This window comes from Pseudomonas sp. HLS-6 (genome assembly GCF_002753995.1).
Taxonomy (GTDB): Bacteria; Pseudomonadota; Gammaproteobacteria; order Pseudomonadales; family Pseudomonadaceae; genus Aquipseudomonas; species Aquipseudomonas defluvii.
The window spans coordinates 262089-274780 of the sequence record NZ_CP024478.1 but is presented as its reverse complement, the minus strand read 5'-3'; the positions used below and the strand labels follow the sequence as shown (position 1 = coordinate 274780).

Below are 12692 nucleotides of genomic sequence, written 5' to 3'. Positions count from 1 at the left end.
TCGATTTTCAGGAGATCCATTTTATGTTCGCACGTTTTTCGATCCTCGCCGTTGTCGTCGCCCTGGCCAGCGGTTGCGCCAACAACTCCCCTGTTCTGGGTGGCAAGAACATTGGCTACGGTGACAGCAAGGCCGTCGAACTGGTCACCAACGAGTTCGGCTCCACTGACCTGCAAATGATCGCCGAGAGCATGACCCGGTCGCTGGCCCAGTCCGGCATCCTTCAAGGCCGCCCTGTCGTGCAGGTCTACGATGTGAAGAACAAGACCAGCGAGTACATTGATACCCGCGAAATCACCACGTCGATCAAGACCCAGTTGATGAAGTCCGGCACTGCGCGCTTCGCCAGCGACAACACCCAGATGCAAAGCCAGGTCGACCAACTGAAACTGCAGAACCAGAGCGGTCTGTACAAGAAAAACACCGTGGCCAAGACCGGCAACATGATCGCGGCCAAGTACCGTCTGGAAGGCTCGATCAGCTCGATCGTCAAACGCAGCAGCGACTACAAGGACGTCTTCTACAAGTTCAGCCTGCAATTGATCGACGTCGAAAGCGGTCTGGCCGAGTGGATGGACGAAAAAGAAATCCGTAAGACCACGGAGCGCTAAGCAATGCGTGCATGGATTGCAAGCCTCGGCCTGGCGTGTGCGTTCAGCGCACACGCGGCCCCTAAAGTCGCGGTCACCGACCTCGCCTATCAGGAACGTGTGGAGGAATACATCCACACCGTTTCCGCGCAACAGAGCTCCAACGCAAGCATGTACTCGGCCAACAGCTCGTCGAGCTACAACGAGTACGAGAGCAGCCAGAGCTACGTCGAGCAGACCGAACTGCGCAAGTTCAGCGGTGACATCAAGGGTGAGATTCTCAAAACTGGAATGTTTCAGCTGGTACAAGGCACACCCTATACCGCCAAGGCCAAAGAAGACGTCTACGACGTCATCAAACGGATCAAGAATGGTAATTTCAAGGGTGCTGACTATGTGCTGTTCGGCACCTTGTCGGACATCGACTTCCAGCGTGATATCACCTCGTTGGATCGCACTGACAGTTACTCCGCAGTGCTCGGCCTGACCCTGGTCGCCGACTTCAGCCTGATCAACACCAAAACCTTCGAAATTACCTCGGCGTTTACCGCCATGGGCGAAGGCCAGGACACCAAGCTGGTCAATGGTGACGATGTGCGGGTCACCCTGAACCGGCCACGTGTGGTCCGTGAAGTCTCCAAGGAGCTGGGCATGGATGTGGCTCGGCAACTGAGCGAGCAGCTTGGCCAGGCAATGCCGGAACACGAGCGGCGCCCGATGCGCAACAACCTGCCGCCGGACGAACCGGCGCAGATCCTGCGCTAAACAACAAGAAAGGCGACCCTGGGGTCGCCTTTCTTGTTTCTACCGGGGCAGTTGGCGCCCGGAACTCAGACCGTCGCCCGACGCAGGGTCGCCAGCAGCGCAGCAGCGCCCACGAACAAGCCGGCAAAGGTACGGTTCATGCGCCGCTGCTGCTTCGGAGTACGCAGCAAGCGCAGCACCCGTGCCGCCAAGCCGGTGTAACCCGCCATGACCAGCAAGTCGACCGCCACCATGGTGGCCGTGATGATCAGGTACTGCGGCAGCAGGTCCAGGTGTGGGTTAATGAACTGTGGCAGTACCGCCAGCATGAAGACCAGCGCCTTGGGGTTGCTGATGTTCACCAGAAAGCCGCGGAACACCAGGCTCAGTGGCTTGCCAATCGGCCGCACGGCGGCGTTGTCACTGAGGTCGGCGGGCAATGCACGCCATTGTTTGACGGCCAGGTAGACCAGGTAGCAGACCCCGAACCACTTGATGAACTGGAAGGCCGTGGCGGATGCCGCCAGCACCGCCCCCACGCCCGCGGCGATGATCGCAATCTGCATGATCAACCCCAATTGCAGGCCCAGCGCATTCCAGTAGCCCCGCCAGAAGCCATACTGCAGGCCACAGGACATCGAGGCAATGGCGCCAGCGCCCGGAGACAGGCTAATCACCCAACATGCAACAAAGAACGCCAACCATGTTTCCAGCGACATGACACACCTCAGCGGGGACTCTAGTACAAAGCCCAACGCTAATGCGCCGCTGGAAAAAACGCCACGGTTTTTTTGACCGCCGATCAGTTGCCCTTCGGCGCATCCTCACCCACCAGCGGTAGTGCATCAGCGCCGCGCCAACGCCGTACCGACTTCTGGAAGAACTGGCTGTTGGGCACCTGCACCAGTGCACCGCCAGTCTCGGGCAGCTCGACCAACGTGGTGAACAACAGGTTGATGGCAATGACACGGCCTTTGACGCCCGGCTTGTCAGTGGTATCCACCAGCTCGACCACATCCCCCAGACGGAACGGCCCAACAGTGAAGATCAGCACCGCGCAGAGCAGGTTGGACAGCACACTCCACATGGCAAAGAATGCGACCGCTGCGACGGCGACAAACCCCGACAGTGCGGTCCAGAGCACGGTGGCCGACACCCCCAGACGCTCCAGCACGACAATCAGTGCGCTGCCCATGATCAGCCAGCGCAGGCCACCGCGCAGCGGCATTATCAACTCTGGCGGCAACGGGTAGCGTTGCGCCAGCCGGCTCAAACAGCGTGCGACCACGCGCTGCAGGAAAAAGGCCGCGACCAGGATCAGCAGGATCTGCAAACCGAGCCACAAGGGCTCGATCCACTCCACCGGCAGCAACTGTCGCAACGCCGCCATCACGACAGTGCCTCCAGCTCCGCCTGCATGGTCTCCAGCACTTCCAGCGCCTCCATCCAGGCCTCCTCCAGCTCGGCCTCACGGCCCTTGAGCTGGCCCTGGCGGGCCAGCAGCTCACGCAACTCATCCTTGCGGGCAGCTTCGTAAAGGGCACTGTCGCCGAGGCTGGCTTCGACTTTCGCCAACTGCTCATGCACGGTACCCAGCTCACGCTCGAGCTTTTCCGCTTCGCGCTTGTGCGGCGCCAACTGCTGACGCAGCGCTGCCGCCGCCTGACGCTGGGCTTTCTTGTCGGTCTTGTCGGCGTTGGCCGGCGCACTGCTGACCGGGGCATTACGCTGACGGTACTCCGCCAGCCAGCGGGTGTAGTCGTCCAGGTCTCCATCGAAGGTGTCGACCTTGCCGTCGGCCACCAGCAGGAACTCGTCGGTGGTGCTCTTGAGCAGGTGACGGTCGTGGGATACAACCAACACTGCACCGCTGAACTCCTGCAACGCCATGGTCAACGCCAGGCGCATTTCCAGGTCCAAATGGTTGGTCGGTTCGTCGAGCAGCAGGAGGTTCGGCCGCTCCCAGGCAATCAACGCCAGCGCCAAGCGGGCTTTCTCGCCACCGGAAAAATTCAGTACCGGCTCGTCGAGTCGACCACCACGGAAGTCGAAACCACCCAAGAAGTCGCGCAAGGTCTGCTCACGCTCGGTCGGTGCCAGGCGTTGCAGGTGCAGCAATGGGCTGGCTTTGCTGTCCAGCGAGTCGAGTTGGTGCTGGGCGAAGTAGCCCACCACCAGGTTCTCACCGCGCACCAGGCGTCCAGCCAGCGGCTCAAGCTCGCCTGCGAGGTTCTTGATCAGGGTCGACTTGCCCGCACCGTTAGGGCCAAGCAAGCCGATGCGCGCACCTGGCGCCAACTGCAGCTTGACCTTCTCCAGAATGGTTTTATCGCCATAGCCCAGCCGCGCTTCAGAAAGGTCGAGCAAGGGGCTGGAGATTTTCTCTGATTCGCGGAAGGTGAAGTCGAACGGCGAGTCGACATGGGCCGCCGACAACTCCTCCATCCGCTCCAGGGCCTTGATCCGGCTTTGTGCCTGACGGGCCTTGGTGGCCTGTGCCTTGAACCGTGCGATGTACTTCTCCATGTGCGCACGTTGGGCCTGTTGCTTCTCATAGGCCTGCTGTTGCTGCGCCAGGCGTTCGGCACGGGCACGCTCGAACGCGCTGTAACCACCCCGGTAGAGGGTCAGTTTGCACTGCTCGACATGGGCCACATGGTCGACCACCGCATCAAGGAAATCGCGGTCGTGGGAGATCAACAGCAAGGTGCCGGGGTAACCCTTGAGCCAGTCTTCCAGCCAAAGGATCGCATCCAGGTCAAGGTGGTTGGTCGGTTCGTCGAGCAGCAACAGGTCGGACGGACACATCAGCGCCTGCGCCAGGTTCAGGCGCATCCGCCAGCCACCGGAGAAGTCACCTACCCGGCGTTCCATCTGCTCATTGCTGAAGCCAAGACCCGCCAGCAACTTGCGGGCACGGGCATCAGCCGTGTAACCGTCGGCACTGTCGAGTTCGATATGCAGGCGGGCCACAGCGGTGCCGTCGTGAGCCGACTCCGCTGCCTCCAGATCGCGCTGGATAGTGCGCAGGCGCTCATCACCATCGAGCACATAGTCCACGGCCAGGCGCTCGAGGGTATCGACCTCCTGACGCATATGCGCGATACGCCAATCGCCCGGCAGCTGACAGTTACCGGCGTCGGGCGTCAGCTCACCGCGCAGCAATGCGAACAGGCTGGATTTACCGGCACCATTGGCGCCGATCAGGCCGGCTTTCTGGCCGGGGTGCAGCGTGAGCTCAGCGCCTTCTAGCAGGCGCTGTGGACCACGCTGTAAAGTGAGGTTCGATAGTCTGATCATAATGGCCGCGAAGTCTACCAGCTTCGCCGCCAACTGGCGCGAGTGGGACCATGTACACCGACCTGTGGAGTTTTGCCGTGAGCCTCTATGCCCGCCCAGGCGTGGAAGCGGCCTGCCTGAGCCTGCAGGACCAGGGGGGGAATGTCTGCCTGCTGCTCTGTGCTACCTGGCTGGAAGCCCGTGGTGTAAAGCCCGATGCCTCACGCGTGGCACAGTTGCAACAGTTGGCCGAACCCTGGCACCGCCAAGTGGTGACGCCACTACGCTCACTGCGCCAGCAATGGCGCGAAGCGGCAAGCCTGGACCCAGCGCAGGCTCACCTGCGCGAACAACTCAAGGCACTGGAGTTGGCTGCTGAACGCGAGCTGCTAGAGCGCCTGCAAACGGCCTCGCTGGCGTGGCCAGTCGCAGAAGTGACTGAGTCGGATTGGCTGGAACGACTGTCGCCGGATGGCGTTAAGGCGTACCGCGACGCGTTGCAGAAGCTACGCGTCGCGGCAGCAAGCACTCAAGACGCGGTCGACGGCGACTGAGCAGCAGGGGCTACCGGGCTTGCAGGTGCAGCCGGTTGTGCAGCGGCGGCTGGTGCTGGCGTGGCCGGACTTGCAGGCTTGGCAGCGACAGGCTTGGCTGGGGCTTTGGCAGCAGGTTTCGCAGCCGCTCGAACTGGAGCCTTGGCCGCGTCTGGTTTGGCGGCAGGCTTGGCTGGGGCTTTCGCAGCGGCAGCTGGTTTGGCAGCGGCCTTGACTGGCGCCTTGGCGGCGGCAGGTTTAGCGGCAGGCTTGGCAGCAGCGCGAGCAGGCGCCTTGGCAGCAGCGGCAGGCTTGGCTGCAGCGCGAGCGGGGGCTTTGACCGCAGCAGGCTTGGCAGCAGCAGTTTTAGCGGCAGGTTTGGCCGGGGCCTTCGCAGCGGTGGCTGGCTTGGCTGCAGCTCGGGCAGGTGCCTTGGCGGTCGCAGGTTTGGCCGGCGCTTTGGTTGCAGCCGGTTTGGCAACTGCTTTGGCAGTGGTCGGTTTGCTGGCGGCGGTAGCGGTAACCGCTGCCTTGTCGCTACGCAGGGTCAGGACTTTGCTGGCAGCCTCTTTTACTTTGCCCACGCCCTGGGCAAGCTTCAGGCTTTCCTGAGCATCGCGCTTGAGCTCAAGGATATAGGTGCGGGTTTGCGCCTGACGCTCCTTCAATGCATCGAGCAATTCCTCAAGCTCCGCTACGGCATTCTTGGCCTTGTTCTGTGCCTTGGCCTTGCCTGCAGTGGCAGCGTCCTGAAGTTTGAGGCGGGCTTTATGAAGTTTTTCCTGTGCCTTGCCACGTTGTTTTTCCAACTTGGCCAACAGTTTTTCTGCATCAGCCAGCGCTTGCGAGCAGGCGTTTTCCAAATGCTCAAGCAGGCTGCTGGAGAGTTGATGGAGCAGGTGTAACGGCGTACTTACTGGCTTCTTATTGGCCGACATGGCTTACCTCCTGGCTGATGTAGTTGCGGCTCATACTAGTCTTCTGCTGCTATCGCCGCTAGGGCATGTTGACCGTAATGGATGCGCCGCGTTGCATGCCTGGGCAAAGTGCGTATCGTTGCCGCTGGAGGCAAGTGTAGATGCTGCTGGAAACACTGCCGATAAAGCCTTGGACAATACTTTCAGGCTGGCATAATTGTGCTTCTCCGAAACCTGGACCCTTGCCATGCCGCGCTACTTTCTACTGCCGTTTCTTGTCTTGCTGTCACCGGCCATGGCGCAGGCAGATGGCAATGCCAACGACGCTCATGACCTGGCTTACAGCCTGGGCGCCAGCCTCGGAGAACGCCTGCGCGAAGAAGTCCCGGACCTGCAACTCAAGGCATTGATCGACGGCCTGCAACAGGCCTATCAGAACAAACCACTGGCCCTGAGTAAAACGCGCATGGAGGCACTGCTCAGCCAGCACGATGCCCAGGCCAACGACGCCGCAGCACAGGCGCAGAGCGAACAGCTACTCGGAGTTGAACGCCGCTTCATGGCCACTGAACGTGCCAGGGCCGGCGTACGAGAGTTGCCGGAAGGTGTCCTGGTCAGCGAGCTGGTAGCAGGCACTGGGGCCAAGCCCACCAGCGGCGGCAAGGTTCAGGTTCGCTATGTCGGCACACTTCCAGACGGTACGGTCTTCGACCGAAGCGAACAACCGCAGTGGTTCAGCCTGAACAGCGTGATTGAAGGGTGGCAGGTGAGCTTGCCGCAGATGGCGACAGGCTCAAAATGGCGGCTGGTCATTCCTTCAGCGCTCGCATATGGCGCTGAAGGTGCAGGGGACTTGATTGCGCCATACACGCCTCTGACGTTCGAGATTGAACTGCTCGGCGTAGCAAATTGACGGTTCAGGCCTGAACCGCGCCCTCTTCCTTGTGCGCGTTGTGCAGCACCTCGATCAGGCAGTCTTCCAGCTCAAAACGCTCATGCAACAGGCCGCCCAGTTCCTGGAGTTTCTTGGCGAAACGCTCGGGGTCGTTGCAGTTGCCTTTGTCGCAGTGATCGTTAAAGGCAAGGGCAATCTGGGTAATGTCGTCGATACGCGGGCTGATCTGTTCGGCCAACTCCAGGCTGCGGTTATCACCAAAAGCCTTGGCCTCGCTGACCAGTTGCTCCTGCACCTCGAAGTGCCAGGCCGACACATAGTCCACCAGCACCGCACAGAAATCCCGATTCATGTCCTTGTCGGCGAAGGCCGGCTTTGCATCGCGCAGCTTACGGAAGGCTTCCACCAGCTCCGCCCGCTCCTCCAGCCAGCGGTCAATCAGCCGATGAACCCCACCCCAGCGTTCCTGAGCATTCTGACAACTATCGAGCATGGCGATCTCTTCCCTTCAGGGTCGTGCTGCACTACACCGCGTCACGCATTGTTGTGACCGGTTGAAAGCAGCAAACCGGCATAGCGTAGTTTTTTTGTCTGCGTGCTGGGGAGATTATTCCCGTGCGCCCATGCCTTCAAGGTACGCAGGCGACAAAGTTCATACAAGTGTTTAATCCTGCGACGTAGCGCCGCTCATCTACAAAGCTGTTCCAGGTCAATCGAATCAGCGACTTGCGATACTGCCGAGCATGCTGCCAAGGGGTCAGAGGCGTGCCATTCGCCTACGGGCCATCCGTATACGCAGGCCAACAAACGTCACGGTCAGGGTAAAAAGCGTCAAGACCATGAACGCCAGCAGGCTCCATTCAGGAACACTCAGGTCCATGAAGGTCCAACTGATTCGCACGCAGTCCGGGCTCCCCAGCAGCATGGCCTCCAGCACCTGACTCCAGGACCGTGTGTAGACCAGGTAGCCCAAGGGCGGATGACACTCCATTTCAGGCACGAATGAAGCACTTTGCAGCCAGATATGCCGGGCCGCCAGCAAGACCCCGAGCACGGCACACACCAAGGCCACAGCAGCGTAGCGACACAGCCCGCGCAGTCGTGGTCGCTGCAGTAACGCGCCCAGACAGACAATGGCGAACAACGACAGCAGGATGCGCTGGCTCAGGCACAAGGGACACGGCACCAGGCCGAGACCTAACTCCAGGTAGAACGTCCCCCCCAATATGGCCAGCGATGCCACAAAGGCCAGGAGGAACAAGGAGCGCAAACGAACCAACGGCATGAAGAATTCCAAGAGCGGAATGAAGGGGCATCAACGGTAGAGGAAAGCCACAACCCCTTTCAATACGAGCCCTTCGGGACTCTTCGCCAACAAAAAGCAGAAAGTACGGCAAACCAGAAGGGACTGGCGAGAGGCCGCCGAAGGCACAATAAACCACATGCCGTAGGAATAATTACCCAGTCGTACAGACCCGCCGTGCCAGGCGGGCCTGCACACAGTGTTGCTAGCTGCGAACACCCTCAGGCAAGGGGAGCGCCAGCAGACGCTCGTCCAGCAGCACCAAGCCTTCCTGAAACAACTGATTGCTGCGCTCGGTATCACCCAACCCCGCCAGCAAACGCGCCAGCTCGGCACAGGTCTCGGGGTTACGCTGCAGGTTCAGGCTGCTTTCCAGGTAGTCACGTGCCTTACCCCACAGGCGGTTTTGCAGGCACAGACGACCGAGGGTCAACAACAGGCTTGGGTCATCAGGGTGCAGCTTCAACCAGCCTTCGGCTGTCTGCAACTGACGTACAGGATCTTCACCCCGGACCAGCCCATAAAGACGGGCGAGATGGCTCTCGTACTGACGTTTGAGCGCCGTACGCAACGCCTTTTCAGCCTGAGCCTCGGCACCCAACTGGCGCAGTTGCTCGGCGTAGGCCAGCACCAGTTGCGGCTCCTGGCGCTGCGCCGAGGTCAACTGTTCCCAGGCACGCGCCAATGATTGAAGCCCGGTCTGGTCGTCGTTTTCACGGCGGGCTGCCAGTGACAGGTTCTCACCCCAGGCGCGCTGCTCCAACTCGCTCAGCTCGGCAGCCGGCAGGGCTTTTTCCTTGCGCAAGGCCGGAAACAAACGGATCAAAGCAGACCAGTCGCCGCGCTGTCGATGCAGGCGTTGCAACTGGCGCAGCACCTGAACACTGTGCGGATGGCGATCATGCATGGCTTGCAGGGTCTCCAACGCTCCATCGAGGTCGCCACGGTCGGTTTGCAACTGGGCATGACTCAGGGCGATGGCCAGTTCGGCCTGGGGCTGACGCTCCAGGGCACGCTCCAGCAGGTTGTCGCAGTCTTCGGTACGGCCAAGTTCGTTGGCAGCACGGGCAGCACCGAGGTAGTAGAGCAAGGGCTGACGCTCAGCTTCGGCGGCACGGTGCAGGTTGCGCTGGGCGCTGGCCCAACGGCCTTCGGCCAGATCCAGTTGGCCCTGTTCGATGGCCAGGCGAGTACGCCGGTCGCGGTTACGCCGAGACCATGGGTTGACCACCCCACCCGAGACGAACACCACACTGAGCAGGTAGCGAACAAGCAAAAACAGCAGCCACACCCCAAGCAATACCGCCAGCGTTGCCCACACACTGGACTCGTAGCGGAAGAAGTTGCCGTAGGAAATCAACACGTAGCCACTGTGGTGTGCCATGCCGATACCTACCAGCGCGGCCACCGCAATCGCCACGACCGTCAACAGGTAGACACGCTTCATGGGCGCGCCTCCTCAGTTGCCTTGCCGGCTGGCACTTCTTCGGCAGGCAGATGACGACGCTCGATATACGCCTGAACCGCACTCAGACTTTGCGCCAGATCCGGCGTGACAACCGATACCGGCGCGTCAGCCAAGGCCTGCAAACGCTCAAGCATGATCCGGCTTTGTGCATGATCAGGGTTGAAGTTGGCCAGCAGCACGCTGCGCGCTTCTGCCAGCGCCTGGGCATACACTTTCGGCTCGCCATTGAGCGCAGCCCACTGGGCTTGCTCAAGCGTCAGGCTCAAGGCCAGACGAACCTGATTCAGCGCCTGCCCGGCCAACAATGGCCGGATGTTTTCATCGGCATTGAAATCGATGCGAATGTAGCGGGAAATCTTGTCCCACCACTGCGACCAACGGCTTGCGCCATCACCATCGGCGATCAAGGCTGAATCGCCTTCAGCCTTGACCTGGAAGTCTGGGGCCAGTGCGCTCAACTGCACCACTTGATCACGCAGCGCGGCCAATTGCAGGAACAGCCCGGTACGGTCTGGCTGCTCTACGCTGTGCAGTGCGGCCAGGCTATTGGCCAACTGCTCGCGGGCGGCGAAAGCACCCGGGTCGCTTTGCTCACGCAGAATGTCATCAGCACCCTGAACCAGGGCGCGGGCACTGGCAATGTCCTGCAACGCCGACAAACGCAGGCTGGCCAGACGCAACAGGTGCTCGGCCTCTGCCAGCCGCCAGTCTTTGCGGCTCGCCCCCAACACACTTTCCAGGCGCTGACTCAAGCGTTGCTGGTCGCCCTGCAACTGCGCGACCAGGCGGCGACGGTCTTCCAGCTCGGCGGCCGGTGGCAGGCCGGCAAGCTGCGCCGAAAGCTGCTGCTCACGTGTTTGCAGAGCCTCGGCCAAGGTGTTCAGCGCTTGCAAGTGTTCGCCCTGGGCCTGATCGGCGCCTTGAAGCTGACGTACTTGCCATACGCCCCAGCCCCCCACGGCTACACCCGCGGCACCCAGCAACAGCGCGAGAATCGCCAAACCATTACCGCCGCGCTTTGCCGCTGCGGCAGGCGTTTGTTCTGGCGCCTCGGGCGCCGACTGCACTTCATCGTTGGGCAAGACAGTTTCGCTCACGTATCCATCCTTTGCATTGAGGCACGTCGCCAATCAGCTTAGCGCCTTAGAGGGCAGGTGCAGGAGTTTCCCGCAACGTCGCCAGCAAGGCCGCGGCATTGGCACCGCGACAATCTATTACATTCAGGGCACCGGCTGCACGGGCCTGGGCTGCCACCCGAGGGCTCGGCACAAAAATAGGCAACCGCGCCAACTGCGGCCAGTCCTCGCCGGCCAATTGCTGCAAATGTTCAAACCCTTGGCCGCTGCTGACCACCAGGCCATTCAAACGCTCTTCCTCGACACGCCGCTGCAATGCCGACGGCGGGTAGACAGGCAGGCAACGTCGGTACAATTCGAGGTAGTCGACACTAGCACCTTGTTCGGCCAAACGCTCGGCCAACAACTCACGCCCGCCCTCACCGCGCATGATCAATACACGCGCATCGGGCCGGTTAATCGCCTCATGCAAGGCGGGCAACTGCAAAAGTGCCTCGCTGTCATCGCCAGTGCGGGGGTAATGCACCTCCCGGCCATGCGCTTCCAGAATCTGCGCCGAAGCAGCGCCGACCGTGAACCAGGCTTGCTGCGGCGGTTGCGGCCAGTAGTGATCAAGCTGCGCCAAGCCCAGGCGCGCCGCCGGTTTGCTCACGACGATAACCGCACAGTAGCGATCCAGGTGGGCCACCGTGCTGCGCTGCGCGGCATCAAGCGCCAGTGGTTCGATTTCCAGCAAAGGCAAACTGCTGCTGAAGACGCCGCTCTGCGCTAGCGTTTGCGCCAGCGCTGCACCATCTTCGGCCGGCCGCGTAAGCAGCAGACGCCAGCTGCTCACGGGTGACCGGCCTCGCCATAAACAGCCTTGAGGATCTCACCGGCCCCCTGCTTGAGCAGGTCTTCGGCGACCCGAACACCCAGCGCCTCGGCATCGGCGCGTGGCGCACGCGCTTCGGCGTTGAGCAACGTGCCACCGCTGGGTTGACCTACCAGGCCGCGCAGCCATAGCTGATCACCTTCAAGCACGGCATAACAGGCAATCGGTACCTGACAACCGCCGTTGAGGTGCTTGTTCAACGCCCGCTCGGCGCTGACACGGTCGGCGGTGTCGCGATGGTGCAGCGGCGCCAGCAACGCATGGATTTCACTGTCGGCACTGCGGCATTCGATCCCCACGGCACCTTGGCCGCCGGCGGGCAGGCTGTCATCGACACTGATGGTAGAGCTGATACGGTCTTCAAAGCCGAGGCGGATCAAGCCGGCAGCCGCCAGGATGATCGCGTCGTACTCACCCGCATCGAGCTTGGCCAGGCGGGTATTGACGTTGCCCCGCAGGAAGCGGATTTGCAGGTCGGGGCGACGCGCCAGCAACTGTGCCTGACGGCGCAGGCTGGAGGTACCGACCACGCTGCCCGCCGGCAGGCTTTCGAGGTTTGGGAAGGTGTTGGAAACAAACGCGTCGCGCGGGTCTTCGCGCTCGCAGATGCAATACAGGCCCAGGCCTTCGGGGAAGTCCATGGGCACGTCTTTCATCGAGTGCACCGCAATGTCGGCTTCGCGCTCAAGCAGTGCAGTTTCCAGTTCCTTGACGAACAGGCCCTTGCCGCCAATCTTCGACAGCGGTGAGTCAAGCAGCTTGTCACCGCGGCTGACCATTGGCACCAGCGTCACCAGCAGGCCGGGATGGGCTTCCTCTAGACGGGCTTTGACATATTCAGCCTGCCAGAGGGCAAGGGCACTTTTGCGGGTGGCAATGCGGATTTCGCGAGTGGACATGGAACGATCCGTACGAGAGAGTTGCTACGGATGATAACAGCTCAGTCCAACGCGCTAGCAGATCTAAATTATCGGATAAGGTCGCCGTCCTTGGCACGATTCGCTCCAGCACTG

The 12692-nt window shown here is 61.3% G+C and carries 14 protein-coding genes; 4 read left to right on the top strand and 10 right to left on the bottom strand.

Features of this window, described 5'->3' with window-relative positions:
* Positions 1 to 23 precede the first annotated feature (23 nt).
* Positions 24 to 611, top strand: coding sequence for a penicillin-binding protein activator LpoB (gene lpoB, locus CS390_RS01225; protein WP_065758029.1), 588 nt, complete (start codon positions 24 to 26; stop codon positions 609 to 611).
* A 3-nt stretch (positions 612 to 614) separates the two neighbouring features.
* Complete coding sequence (locus CS390_RS01220; protein ID WP_065758030.1) at positions 615 to 1355, top strand: penicillin-binding protein activator LpoB; 741 nt, start codon at positions 615 to 617, stop codon at positions 1353 to 1355.
* Positions 1356 to 1420: 65 nt separating this feature from the next.
* On the opposite strand, the gene CS390_RS01215 is transcribed toward CS390_RS01220, so the two are convergent.
* The 3 genes from CS390_RS01215 to CS390_RS01205 form a co-directional block, all read right to left on the bottom strand.
* On the bottom strand, positions 1421 to 2053 hold the full coding sequence (locus tag CS390_RS01215; RefSeq protein WP_099773292.1) for a LysE family transporter: 633 nt from the start codon (positions 2051 to 2053) through the stop codon (positions 1421 to 1423).
* 83 nt (positions 2054 to 2136) lie between these two features.
* Positions 2137 to 2724, bottom strand: coding sequence for a mechanosensitive ion channel family protein (locus CS390_RS01210; RefSeq protein ID WP_065758032.1), 588 nt, complete (start codon positions 2722 to 2724; stop codon positions 2137 to 2139).
* Positions 2724 to 4634, bottom strand: a complete 1911-nt coding sequence (locus CS390_RS01205) for an ATP-binding cassette domain-containing protein (RefSeq protein ID WP_099776501.1) — start codon at positions 4632 to 4634, stop codon at positions 2724 to 2726. The genes CS390_RS01210 and CS390_RS01205 overlap by 1 nt, the downstream gene beginning before the upstream one ends.
* 50 nt (positions 4635 to 4684) lie before the next feature.
* Between CS390_RS01205 and CS390_RS01200 the strand changes: the two genes are divergently transcribed.
* A complete protein-coding gene (locus tag CS390_RS01200; RefSeq protein WP_099773291.1) occupies positions 4685 to 5167 on the top strand; it encodes a TIGR02444 family protein in 483 nt (160 codons plus the stop codon).
* Here the strand turns inward: CS390_RS01200 and CS390_RS01195 are convergent.
* The gene (locus tag CS390_RS01195; RefSeq protein WP_099773290.1) at positions 5143 to 6084 is read right to left on the bottom strand and encodes an AlgP family protein; all 942 of its coding nucleotides are present in this window, start codon (positions 6082 to 6084) and stop codon (positions 5143 to 5145) included. The genes CS390_RS01200 and CS390_RS01195 overlap by 25 nt on opposite strands.
* Positions 6085 to 6310: 226 nt before the next feature.
* Between CS390_RS01195 and CS390_RS01185 the strand changes: the two genes are divergently transcribed.
* Positions 6311 to 6976, top strand: a complete 666-nt coding sequence (locus CS390_RS01185; protein ID WP_099773288.1) for an FKBP-type peptidyl-prolyl cis-trans isomerase — start codon at positions 6311 to 6313, stop codon at positions 6974 to 6976.
* 4 nt (positions 6977 to 6980) lie between these two features.
* On the opposite strand, the gene CS390_RS01180 is transcribed toward CS390_RS01185, so the two are convergent.
* From CS390_RS01180 to hemC, 6 genes are all read right to left on the bottom strand, one after another.
* Complete coding sequence (locus CS390_RS01180) at positions 6981 to 7451, bottom strand: Rsd/AlgQ family anti-sigma factor (RefSeq protein ID WP_065758036.1); 471 nt, start codon at positions 7449 to 7451, stop codon at positions 6981 to 6983.
* Positions 7452 to 7715: 264 nt separating this feature from the next.
* Positions 7716 to 8243: a disulfide bond formation protein B gene (locus CS390_RS01175; protein WP_099773287.1), complete on the bottom strand. Its 528-nt coding sequence runs from the start codon at positions 8241 to 8243 to the stop codon at positions 7716 to 7718.
* 223 nt (positions 8244 to 8466) lie between these two features.
* Positions 8467 to 9708: a heme biosynthesis HemY N-terminal domain-containing protein gene (locus tag CS390_RS01170; RefSeq protein WP_099773286.1), complete on the bottom strand. Its 1242-nt coding sequence runs from the start codon at positions 9706 to 9708 to the stop codon at positions 8467 to 8469.
* Complete coding sequence (locus CS390_RS01165) at positions 9705 to 10826, bottom strand: uroporphyrinogen-III C-methyltransferase (RefSeq protein WP_099773285.1); 1122 nt, start codon at positions 10824 to 10826, stop codon at positions 9705 to 9707. The genes CS390_RS01170 and CS390_RS01165 overlap by 4 nt, the downstream gene beginning before the upstream one ends.
* Before the next feature lie 46 nt (positions 10827 to 10872).
* Positions 10873 to 11640, bottom strand: coding sequence for a uroporphyrinogen-III synthase (locus CS390_RS01160; protein ID WP_099773284.1), 768 nt, complete (start codon positions 11638 to 11640; stop codon positions 10873 to 10875).
* Positions 11637 to 12578, bottom strand: coding sequence for a hydroxymethylbilane synthase (gene hemC, locus CS390_RS01155; protein ID WP_065758041.1), 942 nt, complete (start codon positions 12576 to 12578; stop codon positions 11637 to 11639). The genes CS390_RS01160 and hemC overlap by 4 nt, the downstream gene beginning before the upstream one ends.
* Positions 12579 to 12692 lie beyond the last annotated feature (114 nt).

Excerpts from the sequence above, each read along its gene's own strand:
- lpoB (WP_065758029.1), top strand. The coding sequence starts at position 24 with ATGTTCGCACGTTTTTCGATCCTCGCCGTTGTCGTCGCCCTGGCCAGC.
- hemC (WP_065758041.1), bottom strand. The coding sequence starts at position 12,578 with ATGTCCACTCGCGAAATCCGCATTGCCACCCGCAAAAGTGCCCTTGCC.
- CS390_RS01180 (WP_065758036.1), bottom strand. The coding sequence starts at position 7,451 with ATGCTCGATAGTTGTCAGAATGCTCAGGAACGCTGGGGTGGGGTTCAT.
- CS390_RS01170 (WP_099773286.1), bottom strand. The coding sequence starts at position 9,708 with ATGAAGCGTGTCTACCTGTTGACGGTCGTGGCGATTGCGGTGGCCGCG.
- CS390_RS01215 (WP_099773292.1), bottom strand. The coding sequence starts at position 2,053 with ATGTCGCTGGAAACATGGTTGGCGTTCTTTGTTGCATGTTGGGTGATT.
- CS390_RS01195 (WP_099773290.1), bottom strand. The coding sequence starts at position 6,084 with ATGTCGGCCAATAAGAAGCCAGTAAGTACGCCGTTACACCTGCTCCAT.
- CS390_RS01185 (WP_099773288.1), top strand. The coding sequence starts at position 6,311 with ATGCCGCGCTACTTTCTACTGCCGTTTCTTGTCTTGCTGTCACCGGCC.
- CS390_RS01200 (WP_099773291.1), top strand. The coding sequence starts at position 4,685 with ATGTACACCGACCTGTGGAGTTTTGCCGTGAGCCTCTATGCCCGCCCA.
- CS390_RS01175 (WP_099773287.1), bottom strand. The coding sequence starts at position 8,243 with ATGCCGTTGGTTCGTTTGCGCTCCTTGTTCCTCCTGGCCTTTGTGGCA.
- CS390_RS01210 (WP_065758032.1), bottom strand. The coding sequence starts at position 2,724 with ATGGCGGCGTTGCGACAGTTGCTGCCGGTGGAGTGGATCGAGCCCTTG.
- CS390_RS01220 (WP_065758030.1), top strand. The coding sequence starts at position 615 with ATGCGTGCATGGATTGCAAGCCTCGGCCTGGCGTGTGCGTTCAGCGCA.
- CS390_RS01205 (WP_099776501.1), bottom strand. The coding sequence starts at position 4,634 with ATGATCAGACTATCGAACCTCACTTTACAGCGTGGTCCACAGCGCCTG.